This is a genomic window from Tropicimonas omnivorans, assembly GCF_031846565.1.
GTDB classification, from domain to species: domain Bacteria; phylum Pseudomonadota; class Alphaproteobacteria; order Rhodobacterales; family Rhodobacteraceae; genus Tropicimonas_B; species Tropicimonas_B omnivorans.
In genome coordinates, this window is the sequence record NZ_JAVRHL010000002.1 from 299067 (window position 1) to 317718 (window position 18652).

General features: G+C 67.5%; 18 protein-coding genes. 14 read left to right on the forward strand and 4 right to left on the reverse strand.

What is annotated here, in order from left to right:
* Positions 1-10: 10 nt before the first annotated feature.
* A complete protein-coding gene (locus tag RM543_RS06765; RefSeq protein ID WP_311690135.1) occupies positions 11-1432 on the reverse strand; it encodes a TldD/PmbA family protein in 1422 nt (473 codons plus the stop codon).
* 249 nt (positions 1433-1681) lie between these two features.
* Here RM543_RS06765 and coxB point away from each other — a divergent pair, with 249 nt between their 5' ends.
* From coxB to RM543_RS06820, 11 genes are all read left to right on the forward strand, one after another.
* Positions 1682-2590: a cytochrome c oxidase subunit II gene (gene coxB, locus RM543_RS06770; RefSeq protein ID WP_432280438.1), complete on the forward strand. Its 909-nt coding sequence runs from the start codon at positions 1682-1684 to the stop codon at positions 2588-2590.
* 10 nt (positions 2591-2600) lie between these two features.
* A complete protein-coding gene (gene cyoE / locus RM543_RS06775; RefSeq protein ID WP_311690136.1) occupies positions 2601-3563 on the forward strand; it encodes a heme o synthase in 963 nt (320 codons plus the stop codon).
* Positions 3560-3766, forward strand: coding sequence for a cytochrome c oxidase system small membrane protein (locus RM543_RS06780; RefSeq protein ID WP_311690137.1), 207 nt, complete (start codon positions 3560-3562; stop codon positions 3764-3766). Before cyoE ends, RM543_RS06780 begins: the two co-directional genes overlap by 4 nt.
* Positions 3747-4340, forward strand: a complete 594-nt coding sequence (locus tag RM543_RS06785; RefSeq protein WP_432280439.1) for a cytochrome c oxidase assembly protein — start codon at positions 3747-3749, stop codon at positions 4338-4340. Before RM543_RS06780 ends, RM543_RS06785 begins: the two co-directional genes overlap by 20 nt.
* A gap of 28 nt (positions 4341-4368) precedes the next feature.
* Complete coding sequence (locus RM543_RS06790) at positions 4369-5160, forward strand: cytochrome c oxidase subunit 3 (RefSeq protein WP_311690138.1); 792 nt, start codon at positions 4369-4371, stop codon at positions 5158-5160.
* A gap of 99 nt (positions 5161-5259) precedes the next feature.
* Complete coding sequence (locus RM543_RS06795; protein ID WP_311690139.1) at positions 5260-5931, forward strand: SURF1 family protein; 672 nt, start codon at positions 5260-5262, stop codon at positions 5929-5931.
* Between the two features lie 13 nt (positions 5932-5944).
* The gene (gene thrC / locus RM543_RS06800) at positions 5945-7333 is read left to right on the forward strand and encodes a threonine synthase (RefSeq protein WP_311690140.1); all 1389 of its coding nucleotides are present in this window, start codon (positions 5945-5947) and stop codon (positions 7331-7333) included.
* Positions 7330-8592 carry a M16 family metallopeptidase gene (locus RM543_RS06805; protein WP_311690141.1) on the forward strand — a complete coding sequence of 421 codons (1263 nt, stop codon included), beginning with the start codon at positions 7330-7332 and terminating at the stop codon, positions 8590-8592. Before thrC ends, RM543_RS06805 begins: the two co-directional genes overlap by 4 nt.
* On the forward strand, positions 8592-9176 hold the full coding sequence (locus RM543_RS06810; protein ID WP_311690142.1) for a GNAT family N-acetyltransferase: 585 nt from the start codon (positions 8592-8594) through the stop codon (positions 9174-9176). The genes RM543_RS06805 and RM543_RS06810 overlap by 1 nt, the downstream gene beginning before the upstream one ends.
* 108 nt (positions 9177-9284) lie before the next feature.
* On the forward strand, positions 9285-10124 hold the full coding sequence (locus tag RM543_RS06815; RefSeq protein ID WP_311690143.1) for an MBL fold metallo-hydrolase: 840 nt from the start codon (positions 9285-9287) through the stop codon (positions 10122-10124).
* Positions 10125-10161: 37 nt separating this feature from the next.
* On the forward strand, positions 10162-11583 hold the full coding sequence (locus tag RM543_RS06820) for an FAD-binding oxidoreductase (protein ID WP_311690144.1): 1422 nt from the start codon (positions 10162-10164) through the stop codon (positions 11581-11583).
* A gap of 34 nt (positions 11584-11617) precedes the next feature.
* Here the strand turns inward: RM543_RS06820 and RM543_RS06825 are convergent, their stop codons facing one another.
* Entirely contained in the window at positions 11618-12496 is an 879-nt protein-coding gene (locus RM543_RS06825) for an S-methyl-5'-thioadenosine phosphorylase (RefSeq protein WP_311690145.1), read from the reverse strand.
* A 241-nt stretch (positions 12497-12737) separates the two neighbouring features.
* On the opposite strand from RM543_RS06825, the gene RM543_RS06830 reads away from it, so the two are divergent.
* Both RM543_RS06830 and RM543_RS06835 read left to right on the forward strand, forming a co-directional pair.
* Positions 12738-14360 (forward strand): SulP family inorganic anion transporter, encoded by a 1623-nt coding sequence (locus tag RM543_RS06830; protein ID WP_311690146.1) that lies wholly within the window; start codon positions 12738-12740, stop codon positions 14358-14360.
* A gap of 135 nt (positions 14361-14495) precedes the next feature.
* Positions 14496-14960: a hypothetical protein gene (locus tag RM543_RS06835; RefSeq protein WP_311690147.1), complete on the forward strand. Its 465-nt coding sequence runs from the start codon at positions 14496-14498 to the stop codon at positions 14958-14960.
* A gap of 81 nt (positions 14961-15041) precedes the next feature.
* Here RM543_RS06835 and RM543_RS06840 read toward each other — a convergent pair whose 3' ends face one another.
* Entirely contained in the window at positions 15042-15644 is a 603-nt protein-coding gene (locus tag RM543_RS06840; protein WP_311690148.1) for a flavin reductase family protein, read from the reverse strand.
* A 93-nt stretch (positions 15645-15737) separates the two neighbouring features.
* Between RM543_RS06840 and RM543_RS06845 the strand changes: the two genes are divergently transcribed.
* Positions 15738-16223, forward strand: coding sequence for a GNAT family N-acetyltransferase (locus RM543_RS06845; protein WP_311690149.1), 486 nt, complete (start codon positions 15738-15740; stop codon positions 16221-16223).
* A 22-nt stretch (positions 16224-16245) separates the two neighbouring features.
* On the opposite strand, the gene ptsP is transcribed toward RM543_RS06845, so the two are convergent.
* A complete protein-coding gene (gene ptsP / locus RM543_RS06850; RefSeq protein ID WP_311690150.1) occupies positions 16246-18489 on the reverse strand; it encodes a phosphoenolpyruvate--protein phosphotransferase in 2244 nt (747 codons plus the stop codon).
* Positions 18490-18652 lie beyond the last annotated feature (163 nt).

The window sequence follows — 18652 nt, forward strand, 5'->3', positions numbered from 1 at the left end:
GACAGGCGCCTCAGCCTGCCGCCGATCCGCCGACGGTCAGCCCGCCGATCATCAGCGTCGGCTGGCCGACGCCCACCGGCACCCATTGTCCGGCCTTGCCGCAATTGCCGATCCCGGGGTCGAGGGACATGTCGTTGCCGATTCCGCGGATGTGGTTGAGCGCCGTCGCGCCGTCACCGATCAGGGTCGCGCCCTTCACCGGCGCGCCGACCTTGCCGTCCTTCACCCGGTAGGCCTCGGTGCAGGAAAAGACGAACTTGCCGGAGGTGATGTCCACCTGACCGCCGCCGAACCCCACGGCATAGAGCCCGTCCCCGAGGCTCGCCAGGATGTCCGCGGGGTCGCTGTCGCCGCCCAGCATCACCGTGTTCGTCATCCGCGGCATGGGCGTGTGCGCGAAACTCTCCCGGCGGCCGTTGCCGGTGCTCCCGGTTCCCATCAGCCGGCCGTTCTGGCGGTCCTGCATGTAGGCTTTCAGGATACCGTCCTCGATCAGGACCGTACGCCCCGAAGGCGTGCCCTCGTCGTCCACCGTGATGGAGCCGCGGCGATCCGGGATCGTGCCGTCATCCACCACCGTGACGCCGGGCGCGGCGATACGCTGCCCCATGAGCCCGGCGAAGGCGCTGGACCGCTTGCGGTTGGCATCGCCTTCGAGACCGTGGCCGATGGCCTCGTGCAGCAGGATGCCCGGCCAGCCGGGCCCGAGCACCACGTCCATCACGCCGGCGGGGGCGGCCTCGGCGCGGAGGTTCACGCGGGCGATGCGCAGCGCTTCCCGCGCGACCGGCTCCCAGCTGTCCCGCGCGATCAGGCCGGTCAGGCCCACCCGGCCGCCGCCGCCCATGCCGCCCTGCTCGCGCCGGCCGTTCTCCTCGACGATCACCGAAATGTTGATCCGGCTCATGGGGCGGATATCGGCCACGCGCAGCCCGTCCGGGCGCAGGATCTCGACCTCCTGGAGCCCCGCCGCGACGGAGGCGGACACCTGGACCACGCGCGGATCGAGGTCCCGCAGGAAGGCGTCGATCTCCCGCAGCGTCTCCACCTTCACGCCGAAGCTCGCCCCCGCGATGGGATCGTCGTCTCCGTAGAGCTTCCGGTTGGTGGGCAGGGGGCTGTCCGCCAGGACGCCGCCGCCATCGCCGACAGCAAGCCGCGCCGTTTCCGCCGCGCGCTTCAAGGCGGCCTCCGAGATCTCGGTCGAATGGGCATAACCCGCCGTCTCTCCCTTGACCGCACGGAGGCCGAAGCCCTCGGCGGCATCGTAGGAGGCGGTCCTCAGGCGTCCGTCATCGAAGGCGAGGACCTCCGAACGGCGTCGCTCGAGGAACAGCTCGCCATCCTCGGCGCCATCGGTGGCACTGCGGAGCAGCGCGAGGGCGGCGCCTTCGTCGAGCCGCGTGTCGAAGGGGCGGAAATCATCGGGCATCGGGTGGGTCCTTCCGGGAGGTGATGGTCGTCGGGCGTCGGATCTGCCCTGCCGTCCCGGGATCGGACGTGGGCAGGGCGCGCCGCCGCATGCGACGCCGGGTCCCACACCCGGCGCTTGAGACGGTTCGCGTAATATGGTCTAGAGCGCCGGAGACACCAAGGGGCCGGTCCGCCGCGCTGTTGCGCCGGGGACGGCTGCACAAGGCCGGCGCGAGGCCAGCGCCGCCACGTACGGGATGAGAGAGCCATGAAGTTAGCGACCCTCACCGGCTTTATTGCCGCTTCCTTCACTGCACTGGCGGCGCCCGGTCTTGCGCGGGCACAGGACGCCATGAGCGAGGCCACCGAGGGTCTGCCGATCATCGGCGCACCGGCGCAGGGCGGAATCGGGTTCCAGCCCGCCGCGACCTCGCTGGCGCAGGACATACACTGGCTCGACGGCATGCTGCTGTGGATCATCGGCGGCATCGTCGTGTTCGTCACGCTGCTGCTCGCGGCCGTGCTCGTCCTCTACAACCGCCGCCGCAACCCCACGCCGGCCGGGTTCACCCACAACACCCCGCTGGAGATCGGCTGGACGCTCGTTCCGATCCTGATCCTCGTCTTCATCGGCGCCTTCTCCCTCCCGGTCCTGTTCAACCAGCAGGAAATCCCGGAAGCCGACATCACCATCAAGGTGACCGGCTACCAGTGGTACTGGGGGTACGAGTACCCCGACGAGGGAATCGGGTTCGACAGCTACATGATCGGCTCCGCCCAGCAGAACATGCTGACCGAGGAGACGAGCGCCGCTCTCGCCGAGGCCGGCTATACCGATGCCGAGTTCAAGCTCGCGACGGACACCGCCGTCGTCGTTCCGACCGGGGCCACCGTGGTGATGCAGATCACCGGCGCGGACGTGATCCACTCCTGGACCATCCCGGCCTTCGGCGTGAAACAGGATGCCGTCCCCGGTCGTCTGGCCGAGCTGTGGTTCGAGCCGGAGGTCGAGGGCGTCTATTTCGGCCAGTGCTCCGAACTCTGCGGGATCAGCCACGCCTACATGCCGATTACCGTGAAAGTCGTGAGCCCCGAGAACTACCAACTCTGGCTCGAGGGCGCCCGCGAGGAATATGCCGGCATTCCCGCGACCCGCACCCTCGCTTCCGCGGAGTGATCGAGAGCGCATGAGCGACGCGTCCCTTCATAGCACCCCGATCACCGGCGCCGCCGCGGGCGAGCCAGACCTGCGGGACTACTTCGCGCTCCTGAAGCCGCGGGTGATGACGCTCGTCGTCTTCACCGCACTGGTCGGGCTCGTCGTGGCGCCGGTTCCGGTTCATCCCTTCGTGGCGGCGGTCTCCATCCTCTTCATCGCCGTAGGTGGCGGGGCCGCTGGCGCCCTGAACATGTGGTGGGATGCCGATATCGACGCGAAGATGCGCCGCACCGAGCGTCGTCCCGTCCCGTCCGGGCGGGTGTCGCCCGGGGAGGCGCTGGGCCTCGGGCTCGCCCTGTCCGGTATTTCCGTCGTAATGCTGGGCCTTGCGTCCAACATCGCCGCCGGCCTTTTCCTCGCCTTCACGATCTTCTTCTATGCCGTCATCTACACGATGTGGCTGAAGCGCTGGACCCCGCAGAACATCGTCATCGGCGGGGCCGCCGGGGCCTTCCCGCCCGCGGTCGGCTGGGTCGCGGCGACGGGGGGGCTGTCCCTCGAGCCGGTCCTGCTCTTCCTGACGGTCTTTCTCTGGACGCCGCCCCACTTCTGGGCGCTCGCCCTCTTCGTGAAGAGCGACTATGCCGATGCCGGCGTGCCGATGCTGACCGTCACCCACGGGCCGGACAGCACCCGCCGTCACATCATCGCCTATGCCGTGATCCTCGCCATCCCGGCGCTCGCCATCGCGGCGACGCCGATCGGCGGCCCGGTCTATCTCATCTCGGCCCTCGCGCTGAACGCGGCCTTCATCCGCGGCGCCTGGATCGTCAGCCGGCGCAGCACGGCGGTTGCGGAAGCAGATCATTTCGCGGCCGAGAAGGGGCTCTTCAAGCTGTCGCTCTATTACCTCTTCCTGCAGTTCGGCGCGCTCCTCATCGACGCGTCGCTGCGCTCTGCCGGGTTGCTGCCGGCCTGGGGCTGGCTATGATTCGCGCTGAACACGAGCTGCACAGGCGCCGCCGCGGGCGGAACTTCGGCGTCGGAGCGCTTCTCCTGGGCTTCGCGGCCATCGTGTTTGGGCTCTCCGTGGTGAAGATCACCAATCTGGGGCCGACCGAGGGCTTCGACCATGTCGCGCGCCCGCAACTCGAGATGCGCGCGGACGATCCGGATGCAGGGAACGGGGGCTGACGGGATGGGCAAGCACCGCATGGATCCCAAGCAGAAGACCGCCGCGATCGCGGTCGGCGTCATCGTATTCATGGGCTCGATGGCCTGGGCCGCCGTGCCCATGTACAACCTGTTCTGCCGCGTCACAGGGTACGGCGGCACAACCGCCACGGCCGAGGCCGGCTCCGACGTGATCCTCGACGAGACGATCACCGTCCGGTTCGACGGCAGCCGGGCCAAGGACATGCCGTGGGAGTTCAAGCCCGCACAGAATCAGATGACAGTCCGCCTCGGCGAGACCAACATCGCCTTCTACGAGGCCTACAACCCGACCGATCGTGTCATCGCCGGCACCGCGACCTACAACGTCGCGCCGTTCGACGCGGGCGGCTTCTTCACCAAGATCGACTGTTTCTGCTTCACCGAGCAGGTGCTGCAGCCGGGACAGCGCGTGAACATGCCGGTGACGTTCTACGTCGATCCGGAGATCCGCGACGACCGCGACGCGAAGTGGACGCCGCACATCACGTTGTCCTATACGTTCTACGAAACCGACCTGCCGCAAGAGCAAGCCGCTCTGGCCACTTCCAACTAGGGACAGACGGGTAAGGAACCGACCGCCAATGGCCCACGAAAAGAATCACGACTACCACATCCTCCCGCCGTCCATCTGGCCGCTCCTGAGCTCCGTGGGCGCGTTCATCATGCTGTTCGGCGCCGTGCTGTGGATGCACGGCTCCATGCCGTGGATGTTCGCCATCGGCGCGATCCTGACGGTCTACACCATGTTCGGCTGGTGGTCGGACGTCGTCGGCGAAAGCCGGGTCGGCGACCATACCCCCGTCGTGCGGATCGGCCTGCGCTACGGCTTCATCATGTTCATCATGTCCGAGGTGATGTTCTTCGCGGCGTGGTTCTGGTCGTTCTTCAAGCATGCCCTCTACCCGATGCAGACGTTCTCGGAAGGGCAGTGGCCGCCCCCGTCCATCGAGGTGTTCGACCCGTGGCACCTGCCGCTGATCAACACCCTCATCCTGCTGTGCTCCGGCGCGGCGGCGACCTGGGCGCACCACGCGCTGGTGCATGAGAACAACCGCAAGGACATGGCGGCGGGCCTCCTGCTCGCGGTCGGCCTCGGCATCCTCTTCACGTTCTTCCAGTTCTACGAGTACAGCCACGCCGCCTTCGGCTTCGCCGGCAACATCTACGGCGCCAACTTCTTCATGGCGACGGGCTTCCACGGTGCGCACGTCATCATCGGGACGATCTTCCTCTTCGTCTGCTACGTCCGCCTGCGGATGGGGGACTTCACGCCCGAGAAGCATGTCGGCTTCGAGGCCGCGGCCTGGTACTGGCACTTCGTGGACGTGGTGTGGCTTTTCCTCTTCGCCGCGATCTACATCTGGGGCAGCTGATCGGAGCCGTCCCGCGATCATCGCGATGACCTGACAGGGCCCCGCCCGCGCCATGGGCGCCGGCGGGGCCTCTTTTTTCCGACAGCCGGAAGATTCCCCGTGCGCTATCTCGCTCCCATCCTCATCGGCTGCCTCGGCGCCGCGGTCCTGTTCGGATTGGGCGTCTGGCAGCTCCAGCGACTGGACGAAAAGCTCGAGATCCTGGCGGAGATCGAGGCGCGCATCGCGGCCGATCCCGTGCCGCTGCCAGCCGAGCCAGATCCGGAGGCGGACCGCTTCCTGCCCGTCATGGCAGAGGGGCAGTTCGGGGAGGAGGAGCTCGACGTTCTGACCTCGCAGCCGCCCGAGGGGGCCGGCTACCGCGTCATCGCCCCGTTCGAGACAGGGGACGGTCGCCGCATCCTCGTCGACCGGGGCTTCATCGCGGAGGAGGACAAGGGCGCCGCGCGTCCCGGTGGCGAGACCGTCTCCCTCACGGGCAACCTTCACTGGCCTGACGAGACCGACGGCTTTACCCCCGAGCCCGACGAAGACCGTGGCATCTGGTTCGCCCGCGACGTCGCCGCCATGGCCGCCGAACTCGGAACGGAAGAGACCTTCGTCATCCTGCGCGAACCCGCCGGGACCGGCGCGCCGCGCCCGATCCCCGTGGGCACCCAGGGCATCCCGAACAACCATCTGGGCTACGCGGTCCAGTGGTTCGGCCTCGGTATCGTCTGGCTGGGGATGACAGCGCTCTGGCTCTGGCGTATCAGGCGCCGCACCGATTGAGAGGGTAGGACCCATGCGATACGTCTCGACGCGGGGGACAGCCCCCATTCTCGGCTTCGAGGACGCGCTGCTCACAGGCCTCGCGCGCGATGGCGGGCTCTACGTTCCGCAAAGCGTGCCGCACATGGACGCCCACGAGATCGCGGCACTCGCGGGCCTGCCCTACGAGGAGGTGGCCTTCCAGGTCATCCGCCCCTTCATCGGCGACGATTTCAGCGAGGACGAGCTGCGGGGCGCCATTTCGCGGGCCTATTCCGTCTTTGCCCACCCGGCGCGTGCGCCGCTCGTGCAGGTTGCGCCGCAGCATTTCGTCCTCGAGCTGTTCCACGGCCCGACGCTCGCGTTCAAGGATTTCGCGATGCAGCTCATCGGGCAGCTCTTCCAGATCGCGATGAAGAAGCGCGGCGAACGGGTCACCATCGTCGGCGCCACCTCTGGCGATACCGGATCGGCCGCGATCGAGGCGTTCCGCGGGCTGGACAACGTCGACATCTTCATTCTCTACCCGCACGGTCGCGTCTCCGAGGTGCAGCGCCGCCAGATGACGACGCCGCCCGAGGCGAACGTCCATGCCGTCGCGGTGGACGGGCATTTCGACGATTGCCAGGCGCTCGTGAAGGACATGTTCAACGATTTCGACTTCCGCGATTCCGTTGGCCTCTCGGCGGTGAACTCGATCAACTGGGGGCGGGTCCTCGCGCAGGTGGTGTACTACTTCACCGCCGCGACCGCCCTCGGCGCGCCGCATCGCGAAGTCGCTTTCACCGTGCCGACCGGCAATTTCGGCGACATCTTCGCGGGGGACATCGCCCGGCGGATGGGCCTGCCGATCCGGGAGCTGGTCATTGCCACGAACCGCAACGACATCCTGCACCGCGCGATGACCACCGGCTCCTATTCGGTCGAGGGCGTGGCACCGACCATGAGCCCCTCCATGGATATCCAGGTCTCCTCCAACTTCGAGCGTGCGCTCTACCTCGCCTCCGGCGGGGACGGGGAGGTCGTGAAGGGCCTGATGGAGGACCTCAAGGGGCAGGGCAGCTTCAGTATCCCGCAGGGGATCATGGAGGGCCTCCAGGAGCGTTATGCCTCCGGCCGCTGCAGCGAGGAGGAAACGCTGGAGACCATCGCGCGCCTTCACGCGACCACCGGCATGACGCTCTGTCCTCACAGCGCCGTGGGCGCACGGGTGGCAGAGGATCACGTCTCGGACGTGCCCATGGTCACGCTCGCGACCGCCCATCCCGCGAAATTCCCCGATGCCGTGGAAGAGGCGACGCAGGAGCGCCCGCCCCTTCCACATCGGATGGCGGACCTCTATGACAGGCCCGAGCGCGTGGAGCGTTGCGCCGGCGACCTCCAGGCCATCGAAACCCTCATCAAGGAAAGGCGCGCCGCTTGACCGTCAAGCTGGACCGACTGCCGAACGGACTTCGCATCGTTACCGAGAACATGCCGGGCCGCGAAAGCGCTGCCATCGGCCTCTGGGTCAATGCCGGGGGGCGCCACGAGCGGCCCGAACAGAACGGCATCGCCCATTTCCTCGAACACATGGCCTTCAAGGGGACCGAGCGGCGCAGCGCCGCCCGGATCGCCGAGGAGATCGAGGACGTGGGCGGCTACATCAACGCCTACACCTCCCGCGAGACGACCGCGTATTACGCCCGCGTCCTTGCCGCCGACGTGCCGCTGGCGCTCGACGTCATCGCGGATATCGTGCTCAACCCCGCCTTCGCGCAGAGCGAGATCGAGGTGGAACGCGGCGTGATCCTGCAGGAGATCGGCCAGGCCGCCGACACGCCGGACGACATCATCTTCGACTGGCTCCAGGAGACGGCCTATCCCGGCCAGGCGCTCGGGCGCACGATCCTCGGGCCGTCGGAGCGCGTGGAGCGGTTCGGCCGGGACGACCTGACACGCTTCGTCGCCGAGCATTACGGGCCGGACCAGCTCATCCTATCCGCCGCTGGCGCCGTCGATCACGACGCGATCATGCGGCAGGCGGAGGCCCTGTTCGGTCATCTCGAGCCCCGCGGCGGCGGCGAGGTGGACGTGGCCCGGTTCCGCGGCGGCGAGCGGCGCGAGGAGAAGGCGCTCGAGCAGGTACATTTCACCCTCGCGTTCGAAAGCCCCGGCTACCTGTCCGACGACGTCTATACCAGCCAAGTCTATTCCACGCTCCTCGGGGGCGGAATGTCATCCCGTCTGTTCCAGGAAGCCCGGGAGAAGCGGGGCCTGTGCTACACGATCTTCGCGCAGGCCGGCGCCTATGCCGACACCGGCATGATCACGATCTACGCCGGGACAGGGGCGCAGGATATCGGCGGCCTCGCGGAGCTGACGGTGGACGAGCTCAGGCGCGTCGGCGGCGACGTCACCGAGGTGGAGATCGCCCGCGCCCGCGCGCAGATGAAGGCCGGCCTGCTGATGGGGCTCGAAAGCACGTCCGCCCGCGCCGAGCGGCTCGCGCGCCTCGTCTCGATCTGGAACCGGGTCCCGCCGCTGGAGGAGACCGTCGCGCGGATCGAGACGGTGGACCGCGCCCGTGTCGTGACCTTCGCCGAGGGACTTGCGACGTCCCCGAACGCTGCGCTCGCGCTTTACGGTCCGGGGAAGCTTGCGCCCTCCCTCGCGGAACTGCAGGGCAGGCTGGCGGCCTGATGCGTCTGGCGCGGCGCCGTATCCGGATCCACACAGAGCGGATGCTGCTGCGCCTGCCGGTGCACAACGACTTTCGCGCCTGGACCGCCTTGCGCAGCGACAGTGCCGGCTTCCTCAAGCCATGGGAGCCGGTCTGGGCGAACGACCATCTGACCCGCAAGAGCTTCACCGGCCGTGTCCACTGGTCCCAGCGGAGCCATGATCAGGGCTCCGCGGTGCCTCTATTCATGATCCGGGCGGAGGACGAGGTGCTCCTCGGCGCAATCACCCTCGACAACATCCGCCGTGGCCCGGCCATGGCGGGGACGATCGGCTACTGGATCGGCGCGCCCTTCGCCCGCAGAGGCTACATGAAGGAGGCGATCGAGGCGGTGTGTCACCATGCCTTCGAATCGATGGATTTGTCGCGAATCGAAGCCGCCTGCCTGCCGGAGAACACCGCCTCCCGCGGGGTGCTGGAGAAGTCCGGCTTCAAGTACGAGGGCGTCGCGCAGTCCTATCTCCAGATCGCCGGGCGCTGGCGCAACCATGTGCTCTACGCCAACCTGCGTGGGGACAGGCGCGGCAAGACCCGGGTCGGCTGACGGCAAGCGCGCGCTGTCCGGGCCTTGACCCACGCACATGTTACCGCCGACAGGGCGCCTGGCCGTGCAGGCTGAGGGGACGAGCCACCGTTCGAGGAGCCCGGCCCCATGCGACCTCTGCTTGTTCTGTCCATATCCTTGTCCCTGTCTCTCGCGGCGCTTCCCGTCGCCGCGCAGGACAGGCGCCCCTCACACTGCATCGCGCTGGTGCAGGATGCGCCGGACGTCGAGATCATCCAGGCGAACTGGACCGAGCCGGTGCCGGACGAGATGGTCCGCATCACCTATATCGACCATTCGATGTTCTATCTGCAGACGCCGGGCGGCCTTGACGTGGTGACCGACTACAACGGCTATATCGGCGCGCCGGAAGCCGTCCCCGATGTCGCCACCATGAACCACGCGCATTCGTCCCACTGGACGACATCCCCAGATCCGCGCATCCCGCATGTGCTGACTGGCTGGGGGGACGCGGCGGGCCCGGCCGACCACCATCTCGACCTCGGCGAAATGCTGGTCCGGAACGTCACGACCGACATTCGCTCGGGCTATACCGGGATCGAGAAGGACGGAAACTCGATCTTCGTCTTCGAGGTGAACGGGCTCTGCATCGGGCATCTGGGGCATCTGCATCATGAGCCGTCGCCCGAGACCTACGCCGCGATAGGCCGACTGGATGTGTTGATGGCGCCGGTCGATGGCGGCCTGACGGTGCCGTTGCCTGTGATGAAGGAGATCGTCTCGCGCCTGCGCTCCTCGATCGTGTTGCCGATGCACTGGTTCTCCGGCGCGTCGCTGGAGCAGTTCCTTTCGGACATGCAGGGCGAGTTTGCCGTCGACGTCCGGCAGGGCTCCGAGATCGAGGTGTCCCTCCGCACGCTTCCCTCGCGTCCGACCATCGTGGTCCTGAGGCCGGCCCGGCTTCAAAGCGGCGGCGGCGCGCAGTAGGGTCCGCCTCGCAGCAAGACGCGGGGGAGGGACGCAGGTGGCGGGACCAGTGACGACCGAGGCGGAGGCCGAACTCCGGGCCGCCCTTCCGGGATCCGCCTTCCGCGATCTCGAACCCCGCTATCTCGAGGAGGGGCGGGGGCTCTGGCATGGCACGGGCGGGCTTCTCATCGCCCCTCGGACCGCCGAGGAGCTGTCCGCCGCCATGCGCATCGCCGCACGCCACCGAATTTCCGTCATTCCGTATGGCGGCGGGACGGGGACGGTCGGCGGGCAGATCGGGCACGGGCTCGACCGCCCGCTCATCGTCTCGCTGGAGCGGATGACGCGGATCCGTGCGGTTCATCCCGAGGCCAACGTGCTCATCGCCGAGGGCGGCGCGATCCTCGCGGACGTGCACCGCGCGGCGGACGCGGCGGGACGTCTCTTCCCGCTCTCCCTCGGCTCCGAAGGCTCGGCGCGGATCGGCGGGCTTCTGGGAACGAATGCCGGCGGCACGAACGTGCTGCGCTACGGCAATGCGCGCGAGCTGACCCTCGGCGTCGAGGCGGTGATGGCGGACGGCTCGATCCTGCGCGGGCTGAAGCGCCTCAGGAAAGACAACAGCGGATATGATCTTCGAGGGCTGCTGGTCGGCTCGGAAGGAACGCTCGGGATCATCACCGCCGCCGCCCTGAGGCTGTTCCCGATCCCCGCGGAGACGGGGGCGGCGATGCTCGTCGTGCGCTCTCCGAAGGCGGCCCTCGCGCTTCTGGGACTGGCGCGGGAGCGGCTCGGGGAGCAGGTCTCGGGGTTCGAACTGATGGAGCGGACCGGCCTGAGGTTCCTGAAGGAGGCGCTGCCGAACTTACGCGCGCCCTTCGAGGAGCTGCCGGAATGGTCCGTTCTCGTCGATATCGGGCTGGCCGAGGGGCAGGATGCGAAGGAAGCGCTGTCAGGGCTCTACGAGGCCGCCGTTGCGGAGGATCTGGTGACGGACGGCGTCATCGCTGGGAGCGAGGCGCAGCGGCAGGCCTTCTGGGACTACCGCGAGGCGATGCCGCTGGCGAACAGGCACGTGGGCGCGATCTGCTCGCAGGATATCTCCGTGCCGCTGGAGCGGCTGCCGGACTTCATCGAGGCGGGCCGCGCGGCGGTCGCCGAAATCGGTCCGTTCCGGATCAACTGCTTCGGTCATGTCGGCGACGGCAACCTGCATTTCAACGTCTTTGCGCCGGAGGGGGAGAGCCGCGACGCCTATCGCGCGAACGGTACGGATCGGCGCCTGATCGCCGCGATCCACGACGTGGTGCACGAGATGGAGGGCTCGATCAGCGCCGAACACGGCGTCGGACGTCTCAAGGTCGGGGATCTGGAGCGCTACCAGGACCCGGTGAAACTTGCGGCGATGCGCGCGATCAAGCGGGCGCTGGACCCCTCCGGCATCCTCAATCCGGGCGCGGTTCTGAGAGCGGACTAGAGCGGCCGCGGCGGCCCTGCGTCGCCCTTCCGGGTCAGGGACCGAGGATGCGCCCGGCCACGGCATTTAGCTTTTCCAGAAGTGCCGGATCCCGCTTGCCCGGCGCCGTCATCACCGCGTGGTCGAGCGCCTGTCCGCAGCCTTCGGGGCAGGGGACCGGGCGATCCCGGAGGAGGGCGGGGAGGCGGGAGATCAGGGCGCGGGCGCGCGCGCCATTGCCCTTGAGCACCTTCAGCACCTCGGCAACGTCCACCTCGGCGTGGTCCGGGTGCCAGCTGTCGTAATCGGTGACCATGGCCACGGTGACGTAGCAGAGCTCCGCTTCGCGGGCGAGGCGGGCTTCGGGCATGTTGGTCATGCCGATCACGTCGGCGCCCCAAGCCTCACGGTACATCCTGGATTCCGCGAGGGTCGAGAATTGCGGCCCTTCCATCGCGAGATAGGTGCCGCCGCGGTGAACCTTCGTGCCGTCCGCCTCGGCTGCGGCGGCGCAGACCTCCGCGAGGCGCGGGCAGGTCGGATGGGCAAGGCTGACATGAGCGACGCAGCCCGGCCCGAAGAAGCTCTGCGGCCGGCCCTTCGTGCGGTCTATGAACTGGTCGACGACGACGAAATCGCCCGGCGCCATCTCCTCGCGGAAGGACCCGCAGGCGGAGACGGAGACGAGGTCGGTCACGCCGAGCCGCTTCATCGCGTCGATATTGGCGCGGTAGGGCACGCTTGCGGGGTCATGGACATGGCCGCGGCCATGGCGGGGCAGGAAGGCCATGGGCACGCCGGCCAGAGATCCCGTCAGGATCGCATCGGACGGATCGCCCCATGGCGTCGTCACCTCGCGCCACTCGGCACCCTCCAGCCCCTCGATTTCGTAAAGGCCGCTGCCGCCGATCACACCGATCATCGTCTCGCTCATTCCCGCCCCGCGCTGATGACGTCCCATCGAAGGGGAGCCTAGGAAGTGACGCAACGGGTTGGAAGGGCGGTCGGACATGGAGGCCCGGCGTTGCTCGAAAGACGCAGCAAAGGGCTTTTGCGGTGCAGAAAAATGTGGCAGGGGCTTTTCCAAATCCTCCGACATCCCCGGATCGTCCCGCCGTGCCCCGTCATCCGAGGGCGACACCGGCGTCCGGGCATCGCTTGTGAAAGGTAGTCCGATGGCCCGAGCCCTCCTTGCCAACCTTGCCGACCGGGTGAACGCGCCGACGGGCGTACCGGGCCGGATGAGCCCGTCCCAGGCGAAGACCGAAGTGCTGTCCGGTCTCACGGTCGCGCTGGCGCTGGTGCCCGAAGCCGTGGCCTTCGCGTTCGTTGCCGGCGTCTCGCCGCTCGTCGGTCTCTATGCCGCCTTCATCGTGGGTCTGATCACGGCGCTCATCGGCGGGCGGCCCGGCATGATCTCGGGCGCCACCGGGGCGCTTGCCGTCGTCATGGTCTCCCTCGTGGCCGAGCATGGCGTGGAGTACCTCTTCGCCGCCGTTGTGCTGATGGGGATACTCCAGCTCCTCGCCGGTATTTTCCGCCTGGGCAAGTTCATCCGCCTGGTGCCGCATCCGGTCATGCTCGGCTTCGTCAATGGCCTCGCCATCGTCATCTTCCTCGCCCAGCTCAGCCAGTTCCAGGTGCCGGGCAGCGCGGAGCTCACGGGGCACGGCAGCTCCGGCGGCGAATGGCTGTCGGGCGTGCCGCTGATGCTGATGCTGGCGCTCGTCGCGCTGACGATGGCCATCATCTGGGCGCTGCCGAAGCTCACCACGGCCATTCCCGCGCCGCTCGCGGGCATCGGCATCACCGCGCTCATCGTGATCCTCTTCGGGATCGACGTGCCGCGCGTGGGCGATCTGGCCTCGGTGCAGGGCGGCCTTCCGGCGTTCCACATTCCCATGGTCCCGCTGACCTGGGAGACCTTCACGATCATTGCGCCCTATGCGCTCATCCTCGCCGCCATCGGCCTGATCGAGAGCCTGCTGACGCTGAACCTCGTGGGCGAGATCGTCGGAGAGCGGGGCGGCTCCTCCAAGGAATGCGTGGCGCAGGGTGTCGCCAATACCGTGACCGGCTTCTTCGGCGGCATGGGCGGCTGCGCGATGATCGGCCAGTCGATGATCAACGTGAAATCGGGCGGGCGCACGCGCCTGTCCGGGGCGTCGGCCGCGATCTTCCTGCTGATCTTCATCGTTGCCGCCTCGCCGCTGATCGAACAGATTCCGCTCGCGGCGCTGGTCGGCGTGATGTTCATGGTCGTCATCGGCACCTTCGCCTGGAAATCGCTCACGATCCTGCTCAAGGTGCCGGCGGCCGATGCGCTCGTCATCATCCTCGTGACGGTGACGACGGTCCTGACGGACCTCGCCATCGCCGTCGTCGTGGGGGTCATTGTCTCGGCGCTGACCTATGCCTGGCAGAATGCCGTCCGTATCCGGGCCAAGACCTACTACACGCCCGAGGGTGCCAAGGTGTACCAGGTGCAGGGGCCGCTCTTCTTCGGCTCGGTCGAGGGGTTCACGGAGCTGTTCGATATCCCCGAGGATCCCGGCCGCGTCATCGTCGACTTCGCCGACAGCCGCGTCGCCGACCAGTCCGCCCTGACCGCGATCGAGGCGCTGGCGAAGAAGTACGAGGATGCTGGCAAGCGCATAGAGCTGCGCCACCTCAGCCGCGACTGCCATCGCCTTCTGCAGAAGGCCGGGCAGCTCATGACGGACAGCGACGACGATCCCGAATACGGCGTCGCGGCGGATTACCAGGTGCGTACGGGGGTGCTTGCCGGGGGCCACTGAGCGCGCGGCCGGCCCCTCTTCGCAAGTGCGTGAGACGACATAATTTCGTCATCCCCCGGGAACCGAACCGGGGGACTCGCTCTTGTCAATCCGAAGGGCGGCGCCGCCGCTGCACACCGATAGGAGTACGACACGATGAAACGTTTCATGATTACGACCGCACTGGTTCTCGGCACGTCCACGATGGCCTTCGCCCAGGACGCTGAAGTCGCCGGCCCGACCGGAACCGACCAGCTCCGCGACACGGTCGCCCAGGAACTCGCGACGGTCGCTCCCGATGTCGACGTCGATGCGCTGACCTCCCGCCAGCTGTCCGCGCTCTACGTGATCCTGTCGTCCGAAGACATGGCGCTCGAGCAGCAGAACGCTGTCGAGTCCATCGTCGCCGACAGCCAGTACGAGATGGACATGGAAGACCCGATGTACGTGACGATGGGTCAGTCCACCCAAATCCGCGAGTACGTGTCCAGCGAACTGGCCGTTCGCAACTACGACGTCGACACCGCCACGCTGTCGGACGAGCAGGTCTCCACGCTCTACGCGATCCTGTCCTCCGGCGACGATGCCGATGCGACCGAAATCGAAGCTGTCATCGAGTAATCGATACGTCTTCGTGTGTTTAGGGAAAGGGTGCCTTCGGGCACCCTTTTTCTTTGTGCGGGAGACGCTCCGGTTTCTGCCTCAGCCGGGCCGGGTCATCTGGAACACCTCGTCGACGGCGGCGTAATCCTGGTATCCGCAGCGGGAGAGCGCGCGATAGCTCGTGATGTCGAAGATCCCATCCTTCAGGCAATCGTCCCGCATGTGGATGCCGGTCACCACGCCGAACGCGACGAGGTTCGTCTCCCCCGGCAGCCGGATGATCTCTGTCAGTCGGCATTCCAGGCTTGCCGGCGCCGCGGCGACGCGGGAGCAGGCGATGGTCTCGCATTCGGCGCGTTCCAGTCCGGCATGGTCGAACTCGTCGACCTCTTTCGGAAGCGGTCCCGAAGAGGCGTTCATCGCGTCCTTCAGAGCGAAATCCACGATGTTCACGCAGAAGACGCCACTGTCGCGGATGTTCGCCATGCTGTCCTTCGTTCCCTCCCGGTCGGGCTTGGCCGATGTCGAGGAGAACATGACCTGCGGCGGGGTGTAGGCCACGGCGTTGAAGAAGGAATACGGCGCCAGATTCTCATGGCCATCCGTGCCGCGCGTGCTGATCCATCCGATGGGGCGGGGGGACACGATGGCGCTGAAGGGATTGTGCGGCAGGCCGTGGCCGTTCGAGGGTTCGTAGAACATTGGGGCTCCTGTCTTTGCGGCCGACCGTAGCGCATGCTAGTGGCACCGCCAGCCGAAATTCCGAAAAAGCGGGGAGACTGGGTGCCTTACGTGATGGCCGTGGAAGAGGCCGGGGACGGCTGGGAGGTCGAGGCGCTGCTCGATACGTGCTTTGCGCCCGGACGCGAGGCGCTGAGCTCGTATCGCCTGAGAAACGGCGTGCCGCCGGTCCGTGACCTCTGCCTGACCGTGCGAGACGGGGACGGCATCCTCGCGGGGGCGATCCGCGCCTGGCCGGTGCGCATCGCAGGCCATGCCGCCGCGCTCATCGGTCCTGTCGCCGTTCACCCCACCCGGCAGGGCGAGGGATTGGGGGCGATGATGGTGCGGGAAGTGCTGATCCTGTCCCGCAAGGAAGGCTGGCGCCGGACCCTTCTCGTCGGCGACGCCCCGTATTACGGCCGGTTCGGCTATCGCAGACTGGACGGCGTCGTCATGCCGCCTCCGACGAACCCGGAGCGCGTTCTGGGGACCGGCGAGTGGGACGGCGTCGCGGGGCCGGTCGAAAAATGGGTGGAGCAAGCGGCGCCGGGCGCCTGAGACGCCTTCGTCCGGGACGACTTCAGCCCAGATCTCCGAGCCATTCCATCATGTCGGCGCGAACGCTCTGCACACCCGACTGACGCGCATCCTGAATGAGGTCCCGCACCTCTTCGAGGTTGCTGCGGCGCAGGAGGTGTTTCACCGGCCCGATGGAAGCGGGCCGCATGGAGAGCGAGCGGAAGCCGATCGCGGCGAAGCAGACCGCTTCGAGCGGCCGCCCCGCATCCTCGCCGCAGAAGGACAGGGGCGTGCGCGTTTCCTCGCAGCGGCGCACGATGCCCTCGAGGAAGGTCAGGAAGGAGAGGTTGAGCGTGTCGTAACGACGGCGGACAAGCTCGTTCTCCCGGTCGGCGGCGAAGAAGAACTGCTTCAGATCGTTGCCGCCGACGGAAATGAAGTCCGCCTCCTCGAAGAACCGGCGTGGCGCGAAGGCCAGCGACGGAGTTTCGAGCATCGCGCCGATCTCGATGCTTTCCGGCAGGACATGGCCCATGGCCTCCTCCCGCTCGAGCTGGTCGAGAAGGTGGCGCCGTGCCTCGGAGAACTCCTCGTACTGCGCGATGAAGGGGAACATGACCGAAAGCGGCCGCCCGTTCGCCGCCCGGATCAGGGCCTGGAGCTGCATCCGCAGGACGCCCTTGCGGTCGAGCCCCACGCGGATCGCGCGCCACCCGAGGGCCGGGTTGGGCTCGTCCTGCGGCTTCATGTAGGGCAGGACCTTGTCCGAGCCGATGTCGAGGGTGCGGAATACCACGGGCCGCTCCCCGGCGGCGTCCATCACCCGGGCGTAGAGCGCCGCGAGCTCGGCCCTGCGGGGCACCTTGTTGCGCACGAGGAACTGAAGCTCCGTGCGGAACAGTCCGACGCCCTCCGCTCCGCTCGATTTCAGGCTCGGCAGGTCGGCCATCAGGCCGGCATTCATGTGCAGCGCGATGGTGGGGCCGTAGACGGTCGTCGCAGGCACGCGGCGGATCGAGGCGTAGCGCTCCTGTGCCTTGGCCTGCATCGCCATCTTGTCGCGAAATGCGTTGCGGACATACTCGTCCGGCCTGAGATGGACGAGGCCCTGCTCCCCGTCGACGAGGATCGGATCTCCCGAGAGGGCCTCCACCGTGATCCGCTTGGCGTTGATCACCAGCGGGATCGCGAGCGCCCGGGCGACGACGGTGGCATGGCTGCCGACCGAGCCTTCCTCCAGCACGATGCCGCGAAGGGAGCGGCCATAGGCCAGAAGCTCGCCCGGACCGATATTGCGCGCGATCAGGATCGGATTCTCGGGCATCTCCACGCCGGTATCGGCGCCCTGGCCCGTCAGGAGCCGGAGAAGACGGTTCGACAGATCGTCGAGATCCTGTAACCGTTCGCGCAAGTATGCATCGAGAACGCGCGACATCCTGGCACGGGCGGCGGATTGTTCCTTCTCGACGGCGGCTTCGGCGGAGAGGCCCCGGCCGATATCCTCCTCCATGCGGGAGACCCAGCCCTTCGACTGGCTGAGCATCTGGTAGGCTTCGAGCACCTGCCGCTGATCGCTTTCGGCGGATCCGAGGCCGACCAGCATCTCCTCGATGGAGGTGTTGAGCGCGGCGATCGCGTCCCGCAGGCGCTTGCGCTCGATGTCGCTGTCATCGGCGAATGGGTTGGTGACGACCACACGCGGCTCGTGAAGGAAGGCGCGGCCCTCTGCGGTGCCCTCCTGCGCGATGTTGCCCCTCAGGACGACCGATTGCTGGTGCGGCGCCGCGAGAGCCGCACCCTCGCCGACGAAGGCGCCGAGCTCGTTCATCTCGGCCAGGACCATGGCCACGACCTCGACGGCATAGACCTCGTCGTCCGAATGCTTCCGGCTCTCGCGGGACTGCACGACGAGAACGCCGAGCCGCTCCCCGAGGCGCTGGATCGGCACACCGAGGAAGGAGGAATAGATCTCTTCCCCCGTCTCCGGCATGTACCGGAATCCACGCTCCTTGGTCGCATCGGCGGAATTGATCGGCTGGGTGCGCATGGCGACGCGGCCGACGAGACCCTCGCCGAGACGCATCCGCGTTTCGTGCACGGCCTCTTCCTTCAAGCCCTCGGTGGCACAGAGCTCCAGCGTATCGGCATCGCGGAAGAGGTAGATCGAGCAGACGGGCGTGTTCATCTCCTCGGCGATGAGGCGCACGATCTTGTTCAGCCGCTCCTGCCCTTCGGCGGGTTCGGCAAGCACCTGCTTCAGTCGCCCAAGCAGTCGCCGGCTGGCGCTTTCGGTTCTGTCGCTCATCAATCGAGGTCGCTCTGCATCCTCACTCCCGCCCCTGACATAGAGCACCGTCGCTTCGGAGAAAAACAGAACCGTACGGTTCATCGCGAATTTCTATGGCGACGGGCGCCGGGCGCGCCCCCCGTGCGCCCAAAGGCGGCATCGAGCGCAATTGCGAGGCAAA

What these genes read in the sequence shown, in the direction of transcription:
- RM543_RS06765 (WP_311690135.1), bottom strand. Translation starts at nt 1,432, where the DNA reads ATGCCCGATGATTTCCGCCCCTTCGACACGCGGCTCGACGAAGGCGCC.
- coxB (WP_432280438.1), top strand. Translation starts at nt 1,682, where the DNA reads ATGAAGTTAGCGACCCTCACCGGCTTTATTGCCGCTTCCTTCACTGCA.
- cyoE (WP_311690136.1), top strand. Translation starts at nt 2,601, where the DNA reads ATGAGCGACGCGTCCCTTCATAGCACCCCGATCACCGGCGCCGCCGCG.
- RM543_RS06780 (WP_311690137.1), top strand. Translation starts at nt 3,560, where the DNA reads ATGATTCGCGCTGAACACGAGCTGCACAGGCGCCGCCGCGGGCGGAAC.
- RM543_RS06785 (WP_432280439.1), top strand. Translation starts at nt 3,747, where the DNA reads ATGCAGGGAACGGGGGCTGACGGGATGGGCAAGCACCGCATGGATCCC.
- RM543_RS06790 (WP_311690138.1), top strand. Translation starts at nt 4,369, where the DNA reads ATGGCCCACGAAAAGAATCACGACTACCACATCCTCCCGCCGTCCATC.
- thrC (WP_311690140.1), top strand. Translation starts at nt 5,945, where the DNA reads ATGCGATACGTCTCGACGCGGGGGACAGCCCCCATTCTCGGCTTCGAG.
- RM543_RS06810 (WP_311690142.1), top strand. Translation starts at nt 8,592, where the DNA reads ATGCGTCTGGCGCGGCGCCGTATCCGGATCCACACAGAGCGGATGCTG.
- RM543_RS06815 (WP_311690143.1), top strand. Translation starts at nt 9,285, where the DNA reads ATGCGACCTCTGCTTGTTCTGTCCATATCCTTGTCCCTGTCTCTCGCG.
- RM543_RS06825 (WP_311690145.1), bottom strand. Translation starts at nt 12,496, where the DNA reads ATGAGCGAGACGATGATCGGTGTGATCGGCGGCAGCGGCCTTTACGAA.
- RM543_RS06830 (WP_311690146.1), top strand. Translation starts at nt 12,738, where the DNA reads ATGGCCCGAGCCCTCCTTGCCAACCTTGCCGACCGGGTGAACGCGCCG.
- RM543_RS06835 (WP_311690147.1), top strand. Translation starts at nt 14,496, where the DNA reads ATGAAACGTTTCATGATTACGACCGCACTGGTTCTCGGCACGTCCACG.
- RM543_RS06840 (WP_311690148.1), bottom strand. Translation starts at nt 15,644, where the DNA reads ATGTTCTACGAACCCTCGAACGGCCACGGCCTGCCGCACAATCCCTTC.
- RM543_RS06845 (WP_311690149.1), top strand. Translation starts at nt 15,738, where the DNA reads ATGGCCGTGGAAGAGGCCGGGGACGGCTGGGAGGTCGAGGCGCTGCTC.
- ptsP (WP_311690150.1), bottom strand. Translation starts at nt 18,489, where the DNA reads ATGAGCGACAGAACCGAAAGCGCCAGCCGGCGACTGCTTGGGCGACTG.